The 19,036-nt window shown below is 61.4% G+C and carries 15 protein-coding genes; 3 read left to right on the forward strand and 12 right to left on the reverse strand.

Annotated features, from left to right (window positions below; all coding sequences use genetic code 11):
- The 12 genes from murD to arcA form a co-directional block, all read right to left on the reverse strand.
- Positions 1-1,398 (reverse strand): UDP-N-acetylmuramoyl-L-alanine--D-glutamate ligase, encoded by a 1,398-nt coding sequence (gene murD / locus Q5Q88_RS02150; protein ID WP_302741540.1) that lies wholly within the window; start codon positions 1,396-1,398, stop codon positions 1-3.
- A 9-nt stretch (positions 1,399-1,407) separates the two neighbouring features.
- The gene (gene mraY / locus Q5Q88_RS02155) at positions 1,408-2,439 is read right to left on the reverse strand and encodes a phospho-N-acetylmuramoyl-pentapeptide-transferase (RefSeq protein ID WP_118654163.1); all 1,032 of its coding nucleotides are present in this window, start codon (positions 2,437-2,439) and stop codon (positions 1,408-1,410) included.
- Positions 2,429-3,877 carry a UDP-N-acetylmuramoyl-tripeptide--D-alanyl-D-alanine ligase gene (gene murF / locus Q5Q88_RS02160; protein ID WP_302741543.1) on the reverse strand — a complete coding sequence of 483 codons (1,449 nt, stop codon included), beginning with the start codon at positions 3,875-3,877 and terminating at the stop codon, positions 2,429-2,431. Before murF ends, mraY begins: the two co-directional genes overlap by 11 nt.
- A gap of 88 nt (positions 3,878-3,965) precedes the next feature.
- Positions 3,966-5,807 carry a peptidoglycan D,D-transpeptidase FtsI family protein gene (locus Q5Q88_RS02165; RefSeq protein ID WP_368076126.1) on the reverse strand — a complete coding sequence of 614 codons (1,842 nt, stop codon included), beginning with the start codon at positions 5,805-5,807 and terminating at the stop codon, positions 3,966-3,968.
- A 17-nt stretch (positions 5,808-5,824) separates the two neighbouring features.
- Complete coding sequence (locus tag Q5Q88_RS02170) at positions 5,825-6,298, reverse strand: hypothetical protein (protein WP_118654165.1); 474 nt, start codon at positions 6,296-6,298, stop codon at positions 5,825-5,827.
- Positions 6,299-6,370: 72 nt separating this feature from the next.
- Positions 6,371-7,321 (reverse strand): 16S rRNA (cytosine(1402)-N(4))-methyltransferase RsmH, encoded by a 951-nt coding sequence (rsmH, locus tag Q5Q88_RS02175; protein ID WP_302741546.1) that lies wholly within the window; start codon positions 7,319-7,321, stop codon positions 6,371-6,373.
- Between the two features lie 36 nt (positions 7,322-7,357).
- A complete protein-coding gene (locus Q5Q88_RS02180; protein WP_118654167.1) occupies positions 7,358-7,792 on the reverse strand; it encodes a division/cell wall cluster transcriptional repressor MraZ in 435 nt (144 codons plus the stop codon).
- Between the two features lie 352 nt (positions 7,793-8,144).
- On the reverse strand, positions 8,145-9,053 hold the full coding sequence (locus Q5Q88_RS02185) for a site-specific tyrosine recombinase (RefSeq protein WP_302741548.1): 909 nt from the start codon (positions 9,051-9,053) through the stop codon (positions 8,145-8,147).
- 12 nt (positions 9,054-9,065) lie between these two features.
- On the reverse strand, positions 9,066-10,547 hold the full coding sequence (locus Q5Q88_RS02190; protein ID WP_118654169.1) for a DUF1846 domain-containing protein: 1,482 nt from the start codon (positions 10,545-10,547) through the stop codon (positions 9,066-9,068).
- A gap of 287 nt (positions 10,548-10,834) precedes the next feature.
- The gene (locus tag Q5Q88_RS02195) at positions 10,835-12,427 is read right to left on the reverse strand and encodes a YfcC family protein (RefSeq protein WP_330005776.1); all 1,593 of its coding nucleotides are present in this window, start codon (positions 12,425-12,427) and stop codon (positions 10,835-10,837) included.
- Between the two features lie 144 nt (positions 12,428-12,571).
- Complete coding sequence (gene argF, locus Q5Q88_RS02200; protein WP_302741551.1) at positions 12,572-13,567, reverse strand: ornithine carbamoyltransferase; 996 nt, start codon at positions 13,565-13,567, stop codon at positions 12,572-12,574.
- A 99-nt stretch (positions 13,568-13,666) separates the two neighbouring features.
- Entirely contained in the window at positions 13,667-14,908 is a 1,242-nt protein-coding gene (arcA, locus tag Q5Q88_RS02205; protein WP_118654171.1) for an arginine deiminase, read from the reverse strand.
- A gap of 656 nt (positions 14,909-15,564) precedes the next feature.
- Between arcA and Q5Q88_RS02210 the strand changes: the two genes are divergently transcribed.
- From Q5Q88_RS02210 to Q5Q88_RS02220, 3 genes are all read left to right on the forward strand, one after another.
- Positions 15,565-16,821 carry an MraY family glycosyltransferase gene (locus tag Q5Q88_RS02210; RefSeq protein WP_302741554.1) on the forward strand — a complete coding sequence of 419 codons (1,257 nt, stop codon included), beginning with the start codon at positions 15,565-15,567 and terminating at the stop codon, positions 16,819-16,821.
- Positions 16,822-16,894: 73 nt separating this feature from the next.
- Complete coding sequence (gene trpS / locus Q5Q88_RS02215) at positions 16,895-17,944, forward strand: tryptophan--tRNA ligase (protein WP_294121784.1); 1,050 nt, start codon at positions 16,895-16,897, stop codon at positions 17,942-17,944.
- A 1-nt stretch (position 17,945) separates the two neighbouring features.
- Positions 17,946-18,776 (forward strand): HAD-IIB family hydrolase, encoded by an 831-nt coding sequence (locus tag Q5Q88_RS02220; protein ID WP_294121782.1) that lies wholly within the window; start codon positions 17,946-17,948, stop codon positions 18,774-18,776.
- Positions 18,777-19,036: the final 260 nt, after the last annotated feature.

Here is a 19,036-nt window from a genome sequence, read left to right on the forward strand (position 1 = left end):
TTACCCCTCGAGGGCGGAAAGCTCCGCCACGTAAGATCGGAACGCATCGCCGCGTTCCTCGAAGCCGGAAAACTCGTCAAATGACGCACACGCAGGCGACAGCAACACGACGTCGCCGCGCTGCGCGAGGGAGCGGGCAACGTCCACGGCATCGCGCAAGTCATCGGCCTCGGCGATATCGATCTCGGTGGAAGCGGGAGCCTCGGCCAAGGCGGCGCGGAATCGCTCGCGGGCGGCTCCGAAGCACACGACGGCAGTGGCGTGCTCCACCACGACGGACATGAACTCATCGAGCGGAGTACCCTTATCGGCACCGCCCAGTAACAAGATCACGCGATCGTTGGGAAAGGCAGTGAGGGCCTTTTCGACCGCGTCGGTGTTCGTCGCCTTGGAGTCGTTGATATAAGTCACGCCGGCAACCTCACCGACGGGCTCAATACGATGAGGCAGCGGCTGAAACGCGACCAAGCCGGCACGGATACCCTCCGCGTTCGCCCCGCAGGCGAGTGCCGCCGTGGACGCGGCGAGAGCGTTCAACGTGTTATGGGCGCCTGCGATATTGAGCTCGTCCACGCGCACGAGGGCGGTTTCCTCGCCGTGCAGGCGCACAACAAGATTCCCGTCACGCACGAACGCGGCATCCGGGCCACCGGCATCGGAAAGCGAGAGCTTGAGCACGCGGCGTCCCGGCACATACACGCGGTCGGCAAAGGCCGCAATGCCCTCGTCCTCCACGTTGACGATGGCGATATCGCTCTCGTCCATATTGCGGAACAAGCCGATCTTCGCCAGAGCGTAATTCTCATGCGTCTTGTGCCAACCCAGATGGTCGGGCGTGATATTGAGCAGAACGGCGACACGCGGATGCAGCTCGCTCGTCGTGGCGATCTGATAGCTCGAAAGCTCGGCGACGAACCACTCCCCCTCAACGCGGCGATCGACATCGTGGATGCAGACGTTGCCGATATTGCCCACCGCGACGCTCGGCAGGCCCGATGCGCGCAGGAGCTCGTTGGTGAGCGACGTCACCGTCGTCTTCCCGTTGGTACCGGTGATGGCGCACCAGCGTTCGGGCGATAGGCGCCACGCGAACTCAGGCTCGCCCATGATCTCGCCACTCACCGCCCCGGCATTGCGGAAAAACTCGGAAAACTCGGAGATACCCGGACTCGCCACGCAAATATCGTATGTGCCTTCGACAACCTCGGTCCCATAGACGAACCGGGCGCCTCGCGCCTCAAGCGCACGCGTGCGATCTGAGGGTTCCGAACTCGCGCCCCCGTACGTTGTGACCGAGCTGACACGCTCGCCCAAGTGATCGACGGCCCATGAGACGACTTCGAGACCGGACCCTCCCTGCCCGAGGACGAGAAGGCTGAAACGTTGCGGCAACGGCATATGAACTTCCTAACCCAGCTGGAAGAAGAGTGCAAGGCCAAGGGCTCCGAACGCCGCGGAGACGATCCAGAACCGGATGACCACCTTGGTCTCCGCCCAGCCCTTCTTCTCGAAATGATGGTGTATGGGCGCCATGAGGAACACGCGCTTGCCGGTAGCCTTGAAACTCGCAACCTGAATCATCACCGAAAGCGTCTCGGTGATGAACAAGCCGCCCACGACAAGGGAGACGACCTCGGTGTTGGTAAGCACGGCGACGGCGGCCAAAGCACCACCCAGGGCGAGGGAGCCCGTGTCACCCATGAAGATCTGCGCGGGATAGGCGTTGAACCACAAAAAGCCGATGCAGCCGCCAGCGCATGCCGCGCAGAATATGGCGAGGTTGGCGTCGTGGCACACAAAGCACACGGCGGCCATCACGATCATGGAGATCATGACCGTACCGCCCGCCAGGCCGTCGAGGCCGTCGGTGAGGTTGACGGCGTTGGACATGCCCGCAAGCAGCAAGAACACGAACACAAGGTACAGCCACGGAATATCGATCGTCATCCCGGAGATGGTCAGCGTCGTGGTGAGGATTCCCAAGTCGATGGAAAAACCGCCGGGAAAGCGTATCACCGGGGCCACATCGCAGTAGTTCACCGCGATGACGAAGAAGACGCAGACGATCAGCGTAAGACCGATCATCTTGCCCGCGGGCGTGAGGCCAAGGGAGCGTTTCTGCACGACCTTGGTCACATCGTCGAAGAGCCCAAGTGCGCCGGTGGCGAGCATCGCGCCCACGGCGAGCATGAGGTCGATGGTGGGCTTAGCCATGATGAAGCAGGTGAGCACCACGGCAAGCAAGATGATCACACCGCCCATGGTGGGAGTTCCCGCCTTCACCAGGTGGGACTGCGGGCCGTCCGCGCGGATCTGCTGACCGATGCCGTCCTTTTTAAGGAAACGGATCCACAGCGGCATGATCAGCCCGGCGATCACCGCCGAGATGAAAATGGCCAAAAAGACTTGGTACGTGGGATACGCGGGGTTACCGAGCATCGGCGCACACCTCTTCCACAAATCGGTCGAGTCCGACGAAACGCGAACCCTTCACCAACACGAGGTCGCGTTCGCCGATCACCCCGGCGAAGCGCTTGATAAGCACGTCGCACGACGGAACGACGTGCACGTCGCCCTCGTCGAGACCCATGAGACGCGCGGCAGTGGCCATCTCCTCGGCAAGCTCACCGCCCACGCAGATGAGCAGGCCGGGACGCTTCGCGGCGGCATAGGCACCGGTGAGCGCATGGAGACGCGGAGCCTCCTCGCCCATCTCGCCCATCTCGCCCAAGATGGCGATACGCGTGCCGGAGCACGGAAGACTCTCGAGCAAGTTGAGGCCGGCTGCCATGGATTCGGGGCTGGCGTTGTACGAATCGTCGATAACGCGGGCACCGCAGGTCGCATGGCGGACCTGCGCGCGGCGGCCAGTCAGTGCAAGCGAGGAAAACGCCTCGTCGATCTCGAAACCCGGAACGCCGAGACGGTGCGCAACGGTCGCGGCGAACAGCGCGTTGGGCACCGACTGGGCACCCGGAATGGACAGGTGCGTCTTGAAGCTCAAGCCATCCTCGAACGTGATGTCGAAGTGCGGACACCCCGTCTCATCAAGCTCTACATGGGTCGCATAGACGTCATCATCGGTCGAGGTGCCCGCAAGCACCACATCGATGCCGCGAGGCCGCGCATACTTCTCGATGATGAGCGGGGTGAAATCATCCTCGCCGTGCAGCACGAGGGCGGAATGGTGCCCCTCGAAGTTCTCGGCACTCGGAGGCATGCCCTGGAGAATCTCGGCCTTGGCGCGGGCGATCCCCTCGCGGCTCCCGAGCATGCCGATATGCGAGGTGCCCACCTTGGTGATGATGGCAAAGGTCGGTTGGGCACACGCGGTGAGGCGAGCGATCTCGCCGAAATCGTTCATACCCATCTCGAGGACGAGCATCTGCGTGTCGGCGGGGGCGGACAGGATGGTCAACGGCAAGCCGATAAGGTTGTTGTAGTTGCCCGCGGTGGCGTGAACGCGGAAGCGCTTTGCCAGGCAGGCGGCCAATACGTCCTTGGTGGTGGTCTTGCCGATGGAGCCCGTCACACCAATCACGGTGCAGTGCAGGCGCGCGCGGTAGCCCTGGGCGAGGCGCAAGAGGAACTCGGTGGGGTCGTCGCAGATCAACAACGAGCAATTGCGCGCATGGGCGGCATCGACGAGAGTCTGGTCGGGCTCCCGCGTCATCACGACGGCGGCGGCGCCCTTCTCAATAGCGGCGGCGGCGAAATCGTTTCCATCGACGCGCTCGCCGGGGAACGCGACGAAGATGGCGTCCGGCCCGACTTCGCGGGAGTCGATGACGACGCCGCGGCATACGCGATCGGGATCACCCGCGACGCGGCGCGCGCCCGTGGTGCTCTCGAGGTACTTGACTGCGATCTCAACCATATTAAGTGGTAACCCTTCCTGATCGCGCTCCTTGCAACGTGATATGGTACCCCGCCCGCCCTTCGATGTGGTGCAGGCTGTGTGAACCCTATCGCGTGGGCTTGATGCCCAACGCCGGCAACGCCGTCTCCATGATCGTCTTGAACACCGGAGTCGCCGCATCGGAGCCGGCAGCCGTGCCGTCAAGCGTGATGTAGCACATCGCGCGCGCATCAGTGGTGGACGCGAAACCCATGAAGGAAGACATGTAGTTTCCCTCTTGATAGCCAGATGTGCCCTCCACGGCGCGCTCCGCGGTTCCCGTCTTTCCCGAGATTTCGTAACCGGAGACCTGCGCTCCGGTGCCGGTACCTTCATCGACGACCGTTCGCATCATATCCGCAACGGCGGCGGCGGTCTCAGCACTCAGCACCTGCTGCTCGCCATCGGTCCAATCGACCTCTTGCCCGGCACGTGTCTTGAGGAAATGAGGGGTCGTCATGACGCCCTTGTTCGCAATCGCGCTCATGGCGCGCACCATCTGCACCGGCTCGACGGCAAGCGCCTGACCAAACGACATCGAACCCAGGGTCGCGCCATCATACTCGGATCGACCCTTGATGATGCCAAGCGATTCGCCCGGAAAATCAATGCCCGTCGAGGTGCCGAACCCGAAGTCCTTGATGACGTACCGGTCGAAGTCGTCCGCACCGATCTTCTCGCCCACCAAGACGAACCCTGTATTCGAGGAGCGCCGCATCATCTCGCGCAGCGTCATATTGAGGCCATAATCGCGCTTATCGGCGTCACGGACTTCGTCATCGCCCACCCGGACCATGGCGGGCACGTCCATGGCGGTGTCGGGGGTCATCCCCTCGTGTTCGATTCCCGCGGCCGCCACGAAGGACTTAAAGACCGAGCCCGGCTCGTAGACATCGGTCACCACGCGCAGATTGAGATCTTCGTTCGAGGCGTTTGCCAAGTCAGTAGGATCATAGGTGGGATACGAGCACGCGCAGATGATCTCGCCTGTCGTGGGATCACTCACCAAAACGGAACCGTTCTTGGCGCCCACACGCTCCACCACCTCGGCAATGGCGTCCTCGGCGACGCGCTGGATATTCGCGTCGATCCCAAGCACGATGTCCATGCCATCTTGGGCGGGGATCTTCTTATACGCTCCACCGGCGATGAACGTGCCATCCAAGGCGCGCTCGCGAACCAACGAGCCGTTCACGCCCGTCAATATCTCGTCATATTGCTTTTCGAGGCCCGAAACGCCCACATTGTCCACGTTCACGATGCCGAGCACCTGCGACGCCAGCGTGCCATTCGGATACACGCGTTTGATTGACGGCTCGAACTCGATGCCCGCGATCTCCTTCTGTGCGAGCAACTCGGCATCCTCGTCATCAACCTGGCGCTTCACATAGGCGAAGGTCGTGTCTTGGTCGATGAGATCGGCCACGTACTCCTCATCGACGCCCAAAACGTCAACGAGTGCGGCGATCGCCTTCTTGCGCTGCTTCTTCTCAATGAGTTGCGGATTCACGTAGACGTTCTTGCACTCGACGCTCGAGGCGAGTACCGTGCCGTTGCGGTCGTAAATCGTACCGCGCTTGGCGTAGAGCGTTTGGCTTATCATGCGGCGCGCATCCGCCTCGGCGAGGTAGCGGTCGGCGTTGAAGATCTGGTAATCGGCAAGGCGCGCCGTGATGAGCAGACCGGCGAGCCCCAAACCGCCCATGAGAAAGCCGTGGCGCGAGATGTTCTCACGCGCCAAGTCGGAATGAAGCAGATCGGTCTTGACGCGGGCATCGCGCCCACGCGACTCTTCACGTGCACCGCGTGCACCACGCGGGCTGCGCGAGCCACGGAGCCCATCTTGGGCACCGCCACGCGAGCCGCCCGCGCGGCCGGAGCCCCGCCTCCTATCGTAATTCGAAGACATGAAGACGTGCCGCCCAACTACTGGCCGAGCGCAGAGAGCGCACTCGCGCCGGTGTCGGCACTCGAATCGACATATTCGGTGAAATCGAGCGTGATACCGCTGTCCGCGGTAACCATGCCGTAGCCCTCCGCAAGGTCGCGGATGCGCGTGGACGAGCCATACACGGCACGCATGACCTCAAGCTCGGAGCTCTGCTCCTGAGCCTCGGTAAGTTCGTTGGAGAGGGTCGCGGCGTTGTTGAGCGTTGCGGTGGTAAGGCCGGCAAGAGCCACGCGGAAGACGCCAATCGCGACGAACAGAACCGCGAGCACGGCGAAGACCTTGACGCAATGCGTGAACTGGGGGCTGACCTCCTGGCTCGCCTCACGGCCCGCACCGGTGACGACATCAAGGCGAGGACGCGCAGAAGGTGTGGGGGCGGAAGCGTGCCCGGCATACGTCTCGGGCTGCATATCATAGGCATATGCTGCGTTTGAGGTGTGGTAACCCATGATATGCAACCCTCCGTCCCGGAAGCAGTGATAATACGAGCGGCGCGAGACGAACGGGTGGCGAACGCGGAGCTATAGACGCTCTGCGCAGCGAATCTTCGCCGATCTCGCGCGTGGATTGCGGGCGACCTCCTCGGCCGTCGCAACCAGCGGTTTGCGGGTGGTGACCTTGACTATCGGCACGTTCCCGCACACGCACACCGGAATGTCCGGCGGACAGGTGCATCCTTTGGAGAGCTCCTGGAAATGTTGCTTGACGATGCGATCCTCAAGCGAGTGGTACGAGATGACGCATACGCGACCTCCCGGGTTCAACCAACGAACCGCCGCCTCGAGGCCGCGTTCGAGCACATCGAGCTCATGGTTGACCTCGATGCGAATCGCCTGGAAGCTGCGTTTGGCCGGATGCCCTCCGTGCCTACGCGCCGCCGCCGGTATACCGGCTTTGATCGCCTCGACGAAGTCTCCCGTCGTCTGGAGCGGCGTCACCTGCCGACGGCGCACGATCTCACGCGCGATCTGGCGAGCGAACTTCTCCTCTCCATAAACGCGAAGAATCCGGGCGAGGTCGGCTTCGGTATAGGTGTTCAAGACCTCAGCTGCGTTTAGGGTGTTGGTTCCCGGATCCATACGCATGTCGAGCGGGGCATCCTCGTTGTACGAGAAACCCCTACCAGGGATATCGAGTTGGGGGCTCGAGACACCCAGATCGAACAGGAATCCATCGACGCCAGGCACCTGCGCTGCGCACAGGAGCTCGTCCAAGTCCCCGAAGTTTCCCTTGAGGAGCTTGTGGGGCGTACCCGGGGCCTCGACGTCAAGCCGATTTCCCGCCGCCTCGAGCGCCATGTCGTCCTGGTCGATCCCGAGCAACAGCCCTTGGGGTCCAACCTGCGCCGCCATCTTCACCGAGTGTCCGGCACCGCCGAGCGTGCAATCGCACACAACGGACCCGCTTGCGAGCTGGAGCTGCTCGAGCACTTCTTGGAGCATGACTGGTTCATGCCGATATTCAGGTGTCAACGTACCTGTCCCCCGTTCGCGTCCATAAGGCCTTTCCTAATCGAAGAAGCCCGCGAGGATATCCTCGGTCTCAGCCTGACGTGCCGCATAGGTCTCACGATCCCAAATCACCAGGCGGTCGTCGCCACCGACGACCGTGACCTCGCGATCCAGGTGAGCCTTCTTGCGGTCATGCTCGGGAAGGCTGATGCGGGCGGCGGAGTCTATTTCGAGTGTGGTTGCCGCGCCGTACAGAGCCTCCTTGACCATGCGGTGAGAACGGTCGGTGGGATTGAACCCGCCCTTTGCCTCAAACACAGAGTCAACCCAGACCTTGAACGTGTCCTCAGTGAACACGTACAGGGCATCGACTTCCTTTTCAGGAGCGGGAAGGACGCGCACATGACCCTCGAGCTGCTTTTTGAAGGCGGGCGGCAGGGACAAACGTCCCTTCGCATCGAGATTTCGATCGTAGGTACCGTTGAAATACACTGGCGCACACCCCCTTAGGCTTACTCGTGGGCATATGCGGGAGCCACCCCGCCGTCGACGCTTTTCATTCTATGGGGGCTTCTCCCCTTTCGCAACACTTTTTCCCACTTTCTCCCCCACAGCTCCCCACGCACCCCGAACGCCCCATCAAACGGACGCGAACAGCCGTTTGGACACACACAACATCTTGTGTTTGGGCAATGTACGACCACCACGGGTCGATGCGATATCCGCAGGTTAAACCTTCTAGTTGAGGTTGAACCGATTTTCGAGTTGTGCCTGACTTGTGGGCGGCGTGTGGGCGAGCATCCCACCCCATGCGGCGGCGCAGACGCCAAGGCAGGCCATGAACCTAGGCGCGTGGATGGGCGGCAAGGTAGACTTCGCGCAGCTGCGTCTGATCGAGATGCGTGTACAGCTGGGTCGTGGAGATATCGGCATGCCCCAGAATCTCCTGCAAAGCGCGCAGGTCGGCGCCACCGGCGAGCATATGCGTCGCGAATGAGTGGCGCAAGGTGTGGGGATGCAGGCCCTCGATGCCAACCATGCGGCCGTAGCGCTCGCAGATAGCGTGAACGCTTTGACGCGAGAGCCTGGTGCCACGAGCATTGAGGAACACCGACGGGGAGACGGCGGTGCCGCGGGAATGGCGGAGCAGGTCATTGCGGGCACCATTTATAAGATAGGAGCGCAGAACCCTGAGCGCGGAGCCTGTGATGGGGACAAGGCGCTCCTTGGATCCCTTTCCCACCACACGGACAAACTCATCGTCAAGATATAGGTCACGAATGTCGAGACCCGTGAGCTCACTCACCCGCATCCCGCATCCGTAAAGGACCTCGAGCACCGCATGGTCCCGCTCTCCGGCGGCGGTTTGAGGAAACTCCTGATCGAGCAGGGCGTTTGCGCATTCGATCGAGATGACGTCCGGAAGGCGCTGCTCGGCCTTGGGAAGTCGAATGGTCGATGTCGGATGCGTATCGACCAGCCCCTCGCGGACAAGAAAGCGGTGAAGGCCCTTGACGGCCGAAAGGGCGCGATTGACCGACGCATCCGCCGACCCGGCGTCGCGACGCGAGGCCACAAACTCCTCCACATCACGTCGGGTCACCGCGGATGGACTTGTGATACCGCGTCCGAGCAGGAACGCTCGATACCCCTCGAGGTCGCGGCGGTACGCAGCCACCGTATTCCGCGAGAGGTTGCGCTCCACCACCAGATGGGCAAGGTATTCCCGGCAGCAGTCTTCGAGGTCCGTCATGGGGAGCATGGTTTAGCGGTGATAATACCCGCTACGCTCGAACTTGGGCTCGCAGCATACGTTGATGCCGAGCTTCCTCAGCAGCGCCTCATCCGAACTCGAGATGATCACCGAGAAGAACGCATCGCAGCCACGCAGTTTGGGGAGACCGGCGAGCACGCGCGCAGCAACCTCGCTCGTAGCGGAGGTGATGGACAGTGCAATGAGGGTCTCGTCCGGGTGAAGACGCGGATTGACGCTGCCCAGCTGGCTCGTCTTGAGGCGGCTGATGGGCTCGATGGCATCGTTGGAGATGACTTCGAGCTCAATGTCGACGCCGGTAACGGCCTTCAGCGCGTTCATCATGAGCGAGCTCGCGGCACCAAGGCGCGTGGACGTCTTGCCCGTGACGACCGTGCCGTCGGGCAGCACCATGGCTCCCGCGGGCGACCCCGTGGTCTCCTCCTTAAGCAAGGCTGCGGAACGAGCCGGAGACTGATCCTTGGTGACGCCGACCTTCTGCATGATCGCCTTGAGCTTGTCGACCTGCTCAGAGCCGCAACCCGTGCGTTTGACGTTGGCCGCGGCGCCGAAGTACCTGCGGACGATCTCCATGTTGGCCGCCTCGCGACAAGCGTCGTCGTCGCTGATCGCGTAGCCCACCATGTTCACGCCCATGTCCGTAGGGCTCTGATAGGGGCTCTCGCCCAAGATCTTCTGCATGAGCGCCTTGACCACGGGGAACGCCTCGACGTCGCGGTTGTAGTTGACCGTGGTGACACCATGCGCTTCGAGATGGAACGGGTCGATGATGTTCGCGTCGTCGAGGTCGACCGTCGCTGCCTCGTACGCGATGTTGACGGGATGCGTGAGCGGCAGGTTCCACACGGGGAAGGTCTCGAACTTGGCATAGCCCGCGGCGACACCGCGCTTGTGCTCATGGTAGAGCTGGGACAAGCAGGTAGCGAGCTTGCCGGAGCCCGGACCAGGCGCCGTCACGACGACGAGCGGACGAGAAGTCTCGACGAACTCGTTCTTGCCGTAGCCCTCCTCGCTCACGATAAGGTCGATATCGTGGGGGTAGCCCTCAATGGGGTAATGGAGCTTGCAGGTAATGCCGAGCATGGAGAGGCGGCGGCGGAACTGGTCGGCGGCAGGCTGACCGGAGTACTGGGTGAGCACGACGGCACCCACGAGGAATCCGTTGGAACGGAAAATGTCGGCAAGGCGCAAGACATCCTCGTCGTACGTGATGCCAAGGTCACCGCGGGCCTTGTTCTTCTCGATATGGTTGGCGTTGATGGCGATGATGATCTCAACGTCATCCGCCAGGCTCTTAAGCATGCGGAACTTGCTGTCGGGCTCAAAGCCGGGCAGCACGCGGCTCGCATGGTAGTCGTCGAACAGCTTGCCGCCGAATTCAAGGTAGAGCTTGCCGCCGAACTGGGCGATGCGCTCCTTGATGTGCTCGGCTTGGTTGGCAATGTACTTCTCGTTATCGAAACCCTGGCGCATGCGTTCGGCTCCTTTTGTCATATGGCGGTACCGAAACATAGTAGCCGAGTTTCGCTCCCCCGCCCGTGCCGCACGCGCATTTCACGCAATCGCCCCGACACGCACAGGCCCCACCGCCGCGAAACACAAGCGCCCCCTCCCGCGCACGGAAACGGGAGGGGGCAGAAAGGTAGGTCGCAACCGATCGCAAGACGATTCAAGTGACCGGTCGGACGGCTATTGAGCGACCGCGGAGCCCACATGGGGTGCTTACGCTATGATCGCGGCCGCAAAGCACCCATCGGGTACTAGATCACCATGCAGGCCACCGTCGTGATAACCATGCTCACAAGCGTGAGGATCACAATGAGCGGCATGGCGAACTTGAGCCACGTAGTCCACTCGATCTTGGCGAGCGACAAGCCACCCATGATCGCGCCGGAGGTGGGAGTAAACAGGTTCACGACACCGATGGCGGACGAGAAGATCATGACCATGACCTCGGGCGAGAAGCCCAAACCGGCAGCCAGCGGACCCATAATGGGCATGGACACGGTTGCCATACCGGACGTGGACGGAATCAGGAAGGAAAGGCCAAAGTAGACCAGGAACGCCACAGGGGCGAAGATGAAGCTCGGAACGCCCCTGAGCATGGCGGCGGCGGCGTCGAGCACGTACATGTCCAGACCGGTGGCGGCCATGAGAACGGAGATGCCACGGGCCAGCGCGATGATCAGGACGACGGACATCATGTCGGCGGCGCCGGTGATGAACGTGTTCACGATCTGCTTCTCGGACAGGCCGCCCACGATACCGATGACGATCGCCATGACGAAGAACCACGTGGAAGCCTCATCGAAATACCACTGGCCAATGGGAAGGCCGGTGATAACCGCAGACCAAGCCTGGGAGGTCTCGACGTCGGAAGAGGAAACGCCCACGACTTCGTCAGCGAGGTTGCCGCCGAGCTCAGTGGCAGTACCGTTTTCTTCATCGTAGAAGCCGGCGAGGTCACCACCGGTAACCTCAGTCTCGACCGTCTCGTGGGTCGAATTGTCGAAGAAGCCTGCGACTCCCGCATTAAGGTCGCCCAGTGGGATGAAACCGACGATCATGACGACGAAGGTGAAAGCAAAAATGCCCAGAACGGCCTTCTGACGACCGGTAAGCTTGACCTCCTTGGCTGCCTCGGCGGCAGCTGCGCCGTGGGCGGCCTCGGCGTCCTTCTGCTCCTGCAAAGACAGGAACGTGGAACCCTTATCGGCCTTGACCTTCTTGGCGTAGCGCATCACGAAGATAATGGAGATCAGCGTGGTCACGACGGTGAGCAGGAAGCCCAGACCAATGATGATGGTCTGATCAACCTCGATGCCCTTGGAGGAAAGGGCATCGACGGCGGCACCGACGGCGAACGGGTTGACCGTGGAACCCAGGCAGCCGCATCCCGCGCCGAGCAGGACGGTAGCGGCGCCGACCAGCGGGTCGAAGCCGGCAGCCATCATGGTGGCGGCGAGCAGGGCGTAGAACGGGACCGTCTCTTCACACATACCGTAGGAGGTTCCGCCGAGGGCGAACAGGCACATGAGCACCGGAATAATCCAAATCTCACGGCCCTTGAGCTTCTGAACGAGCACGGCGATGCCGTTGTCCAGCGCGCCGGTCTCGGTCATCATGCCGAGGAAGCCGCCGAGGATCATTACGAAGAGGCAGACGGGCAACGCATCGGCGAAGCCCTTGACCGGTGCCGTGAAGAAGTCGCTGAACGTAGCAGCGGTCACGGCATCCGTCGTACCGGAAACAATTACGGTGATGACGGCGACGATTGCCAATAGGGCAAGAAGAATGGTGAACGATGAGGGCATGCCGCGCTTTTTCTTGGCGGTTTCAGTCATTGTTCTCATCCCCCCTTCTTTGTATTACTTAGGCTTATCCCGCATGGACGGGGCGCAATCCGTGCCGTGCGACGCCCCAAGCGGCGGGAAAACTACCAAAAGGACCGCTCGGGACGCGCAGCGATGCGCCCCGAGCGGGCAGACGATGCGCTCTTACTTGAGCGTGGCGTACATAATCGCCTTGATGGTGTGCATGCGGTTCTCGGCCTCGTCGAACACCTTGGACTGCGGGGACTCGAAGACGGCGTCCTCGACCTCCATCTCGGTGACGCCGAACTTCTCGGCGATCTCGGCACCAGTGGTGGTGTTGGTGTCGTGGAAGGCCGGCAGGCAGTGCAGGAAGATGGCGGAAGGATCGGCCATGGCCATGAGCTCGGTGGTGACGCGATAGGGCTCGAGCTGCTTGATGCGCTCGGTCCAAACCTCGTCGGGCTCACCCATGGACACCCACACGTCGGTATAGATGACGTGAGCGCCGGTGCAGGCCTCCTTGGGATCCTCGGTAAGGGTAATGGTGCAGCCATTGGCCTCGGCGATCGGCTTGCAGGCGTCGACCACATCGTTGGCGGGCATGCACTCCTTCGGGCCGCAAGCCACGAAGTTCATGCCGAGCTTGGCGCACACGACCATGAGGGAACGAGCGACGTTGTTCTTGGCGTCACCCATGAAGACGAGGGTCTTGCCCTTGATGTCGTAATTGAAGTTCTCCTGGACGGTCAGGATGTCGGCGAGCATCTGGGTGGGGTGCCACAGGTCGGTCAGGCCGTTCCACACGGGAACGCCGGACTTGGCGGCGAGCTCCTCGACGTCCTCCTGGTCGAAGCCGCGGAACTCGATGCCGTCATACATGCGGCCGAGGACGCGGGCGGTGTCCTCGATGGACTCCTTCTTGCCCATCTGGGACGAGCCGGGGTCGAGGTAGGTGACGCCCATGCCAAGGTCCATACCGCCGACCTCGAAGGCGCAGCGGGTGCGCGTGGAGGTCTTCTGGAACAGCAGGACGATGTTCTTGCCCTCGAGGTAGCGGTGCGGGGTGCCCGTGCGCTTGAGGTCCTTGAAGTTCTTGGAGAGCTTGAGCAGGTACTCGATCTCCTCAGTGGTAAAGTCGAGCAGACGCAGGAAGCTGCGGCCAGAGAGGTTAACGCCCATGTGGGCTCCTTTCACATAGAAGGTAGAACGAATGCCGCGGATGATACCACGGCGAAGTGCGACGGCGCACCGGAGCCGATGCGCCGTCGAAGCTAGTGCTTAGAGATCCTCGCGCCAGAAGGGCATGCTCATGCAGCGCGGGCCACCACGGCCGCGGGAGAGCTCGGCGGACGGGCAGACCAGAAGCTCCAAGCCCTCCTTGTAGAGCACGTCGTTGGTGACGGTGTTGCGGGCATAGACGCAGATCTTGCCGGGGGCGACAGCCAGCGTGTTGGAGCCGTCGTTCCACTGCTCGCGAGCAGCCGCAATGGGATCGCCGCCGCCGCAGGGAATCAGCTTGATCTGGTCGACGCCGGTGGCGTCCTCGAGGACGTGCTCGAGCGTGTCGACCATTTCCTTGATGTTGACCTCGCCGGGGTTCTTGCCCGGGGTGAGCTCGTACACCTTGAGGGTGCCCATGATCGCCGGGTGGATGGTGAACTTATCCACGTCGATCTGGGTGAAGACGGTGTCGAGGTGCATCATGGCGCGGTTGTTCGGGATGTCGAAGGCGAGGATGCGATCGACCTTGGAATCGCTGTTCCAGAAGATGTTCTGGGCCATGACGTCGATGGCGGCAGCCTGGGTGCGCTGGGAGATGCCGACGGCCAGGGTGTGCTCGTTGATGTTGAGCACGTCGCCACCCTCGGTGTGGTAGGCGGCGTCACGACGGAAGTACAGGGAGACATCCTTATAATCCGGGTGATACTTGAAGATGTACTTACCGTACAGGGTCTCGCGGTTGCGGGTGACGGAGTACATACGGTTCAGGCAGACGCCGTTGCCAACGACCGCGAACGGGTCGCGGGTGAAGTAGAGGTTCGGCATCGGGTCGATGATGAGATCGGACTCGGACTCGGTGTTGACCATGGAGTCGAGCGTGACGGAGCTCACATGCGGCATCTCGATCTCGGCCTTGGTGAGACCAGCCATGGTCTTCTGGACAAACTCGAGGTTGTCCTTGATGGAATCGAGCTTCTCTCGGACGACGCGGGGCATCTCCTTGCCCTTGATGCCGGCCTCGGCGATGTACTGATCCAGGAACTCCTGGCGGGCGTCGGGGTTGGCATCAAAGACCTCGGCGACGAGCTTCTCGAGATAGAGAACCTCGACGCCCTGATCACGAAGAATCTGGGCAAAGGTGTCGTGCTCCTCTTGAGCGACCTCGAGGAACGGGACGTCGTCGAAGAGCAGACGCTCAAGCTCGAACGGCGGCAGATTCAGCAGTTCCTCGCCGGGCCTGTGCAGGCAGACCTTCTTGAGCTGCCCAATCTCACTTGGGACATGCAAGCCTTTCGTCATTGCCTCCTACCTTTCTTATTCTGGGACCGCACGGCGATCCCGTCTTAAGTCCTTTACGGGACTCCGTTCACACCTACCGTTATATCCAATATTCAGCTCAATGATACCGTCACCGCCAAACGGTCGTAAAACTGGCGGGAACGGTATATCCTCAAAACTCCCGCAGGTCGTTACTTTTATCCAGTAAAGCGTTTTACATGGTAGAATAGCAGCACATGGCATGTGCAAGGCAAGGGATAAATGCCTGAATCTATACCTCAAAGTGAATATTTTTCTACTTGTCCTGCATATTATGAAGAAGATTCAAAAGCCTAATTTACGGTCTGTTAATATGCATTTTAATCAACTATTTATGCAATTGCCTGTGAATTAAGGCCGCTCATGGCATTATTACGACCGTCTACGCGCTTTTTTGTGCACGGGAGTGCCCCACGCTGTGAGCTAAAACTTGCCACCGGCACCACGATTTCCAAAAGCGGGAGCCGACTCCTTGGAAGGGCATCCATCGCACGGCCGAAACCAGCCGCCCCTCCTGCCCCTTGTGCTTGTACCGTGCCCATGCGCGAACGCGGCGTATCGAGCGAGGCGCTTCTAGTATCATGATTTAGATTGCGCGTTTCGCGTATGACGTCCACTCCCGACCGATGGTGGTATTCATGGAACAAGCCATGCCATATTTCCTTGTGGCTGCCGCCGCCTTCCTTGCCACTTACCTATGCGTCCCGCCCGTCAAGCTCCTCGCGCGGAGGCTTGGTGCCATCGACTACCCCTCTAAACGCCGCATCAACACCAAGCCCATCCCACGTTTGGGAGGCCTTGCCATGTTCGCCGGGCTCTGTCTCGCGCTCGTCGTCGAGATTGCGGGGATCAAACTTCTCGGATGGCCCCCCATTCTCATTCCCCATCCAAGCATGACGATCAACTACCCCCTGCTGGGCGTCGCGTTTCTCATCATCGTCATTACGGGTGCGGTAGATGACGTGCGTTCGCTCAGCCCTAAGAAAAAGCTGCTCGGCCAGATTGTCGCCGCATGCGTGGCAGCTACCGCGGGCCTGCTCATTGGGAATATCGTCAATCCGTTCATCCCGGGAGCCGAGATCGACCTCGGGTGGTTCGCCTACCCCATCACAGTGATCTACCTCGTGTCGTTCACCAACATCATCAACCTCATCGACGGACTCGACGGACTCGCCGCGGGCATTTCGGGCATCGCCTCGCTTTCCATGTTTTCCTTTGCCGTTCTCGCGGGGCGTCTCGACGCCGCCTCTCTCGCCATCGCGCTCTTTGGTGCGTGTCTCGCCTTCCTGCGCTACAACTTCCATCCCGCATCCATCTTCATGGGCGATTCGGGGTCCTTGCTCTTGGGCTTTGGCCTGGGCACCATCTCGCTGCTCAACGTGAGTCGAACCGCGGCGCTCACCTCGCTCATCATCCCGCTCATCGTCGCAGGCGTTCCCATCCTCGACACCCTCTCCGCCATCGTCCGTCGCAAGCGCGCGCACGTGAGCATTGGTCAGGCGGACAAGGGCCACATCCACCACCGCCTCATCCAAGAGGGGTATGACCAGCGTCAGGCGGTCCTGCTCATCTACGCGTGGTGCCTGTTGCTCTCGCTGGGTGCGGCTCTCATCAACCAGGTTGCCATCGAGGCGCGCATTGCGATCTTCCTTGCGTTGCTCGCCTGTTCTGCGATTTTCGCGGCGCGCCTTCATTTGTTCGAGCCTGTTTTACGGCATCACTACAACCCAAAGACGCAGCAAGACGAAATCGTGACCCCCGAGGATCCGGCGTTCGCCGACGAGGAGCGCGCTGCGGAGGAGCTACACGAAAGCCGGATCGAACGCCTTGAGGAGATGCTGCCCGGAAAGGGCCCAACGCACAGCCACAGCTCATCCGACCACACCGACCAGTAACCTCTTGTCCCCTTCGTGCAAGCGTAGAGCGCGAACGGGATGTGCCATCGATCGAACACGCAAAGGAGACATCATGCCCAACGAGCTCAGCTACGAGGTCAGCCTCGAGCGCAGCAACCAGATCCGCGCCGACCTGCCGCTGCATCCCGAGAAGTACACCATGCTCACCGGCGACCGCCCCACCGGGCGTTTGCACCTCGGCCACTACTTCGGTACGCTCAAGAGTCGCGTGGAGCTGCAGGACATGGGCGTCCACACCAATGTGCTCATCGCCGACTACCAGGTCATCACCGACCGCGACAGCACGGACAACATCCAGGATAACGTCTACAACATGGTCATCGACTACCTCGCCTGCGGCCTGGACCCCGACAAGACCATGATCTACACGCACTCAGCCGTCCCGGCGTGCAATCAGCTCATGCTGCCGTTCCTCTCCCTGGTCTCCGAAGCGCTGCTGCAGCGCAACCCCACGGTCAAGGCCGAGATGGAGGCAAGCGGCCACGAGCTCACGGGGCTGCTCCTCACCTACCCTGTGCACCAGGCATGCGACATCCTCTTCTGCAAGGGCAACGTCGTGCCCGTCGGCCGCGACCAGCTGCCGCACATCGAGCTCACCCGTACCATCGCCCGTAAGTTCAACAACCGCTACGGCCAGGTGTTTCCCGAGGTCGATGCCCTGCTCTCCGATACCCCGCTACTGCCGGGACTCGACGGGCGCAAGATGAGCAAGTCCTACGGCAACGCCATCAACATCTCGATGACCGCCGAGGAAACCGCCAAGCGCATCAAGAAGAGCCAGACCGACGGCGAACGCATGATCACGTTCGATCCGGAAGGAAGGCCCGGCGTGTCCGGCCTGCTCTCCACTGCCGCCATCTGCACCGGCCGCTCTGAGGTCGAGATCGCGGAGGAGATCGGCATGGGCGGCTCCGGCCAGCTCAAGAAGTACGTCACCGAGAGCGTGAACGAGTATTTCGCCCCCATCCGCGCGCGCCGCGAGGAACTCGCAGGTGACATGGACTACATCAAGGACGTCCTGCGTGAGGGAAATCGTCGCGCCAACGAGGTCGCCGAGACGACGCTTGCCGAGGTGCGCGAGGCGATGGGCATGGTGTACTAACATGTACCGTCTTGTCGCCAGCGACATGGATGAAACCTTCCTCGATGCCAACCATGTGATTCCCGAGGCGAATCTCCACGCGCTGCGGCGCATGAGGGAGCTCGGCGTGCTGTTCGTCCCCTCCAGCGGCCGTTGGTACTCCAGCATCATGGACAACTTCACGGGCGAAGCTCGGGAACTGCTCGAAGGCAGCTATGTGCTGTCATACAACGGGGGCTTCATCAACCGCGTGGGCGACGAGACGCCCCTCAGAACCTGCGGCCTTTCGCGCGCTTGCGCGGAAGAGCTGTACGCGAGGGGTCGCGAACTCGGTCTGTGCATGCACATCAACGTCGCCGACGGCCACGTCTTCGTACCCGATGCGGACAAGGACGAGCGTGCGTACCTTAGCTTGATCTCCGGCGTGACCCACATCTCCAGCGCCGACCATCCGGACCTGTCGTTTCTCGATGGACGCGATATCGTGAAGATCCTGTACGTGAACCGTGACTTCGAGGCGCTGCAGGGTCTGGAGCCACACCTGGCACCCATGGCGAAACGCCTTGGGGTCGAGATCACGTTCTCGTCCAAGCGCTATCTCGAATTCATGCCCGCGGGCGTGGACAAGGGCACCGGTCTTGCGCATCTAGCAAAGATGCTGGATATTCCGATGTCCGAGGTGATCGCCGTCGGCGATTCGGCAAACGACCTTGCCATGATCAAAGGGGCAGGCCTGGGTGTGGGCGTGGCAAACGTCACCGACGACGTACGCCCCTACTGCGACGCCATCCTCGAGACGACGGGCATGGACGGGGCATTCGGGGAGCTTGTCGAACGATTCCTCACTACGTGAAAACCTGCGACTTCGTTCGAGCACAGCTCGACCCGCCCCATCCGAGCCGACGCGCCATCTCCAGCGATACGCATTTGTAACCCTTAGTTAACTTATGGAGACGATATGTATCGCCTTCTTTAGCGCATCTTTGACGACGACTGCAGGTATATTCATCGCAGCGAAGGACACAGGCGATACAAGGACCTTCGTTATTGCTCGGAAGCGCGTTTTTCCCTCCCCTCTGCGCGCGACTACATTTGGCGCCGTCTTCCTGCTGG

This window comes from uncultured Collinsella sp., assembly GCF_959026545.1.
Taxonomy (GTDB): domain Bacteria; phylum Actinomycetota; class Coriobacteriia; order Coriobacteriales; family Coriobacteriaceae; genus Collinsella.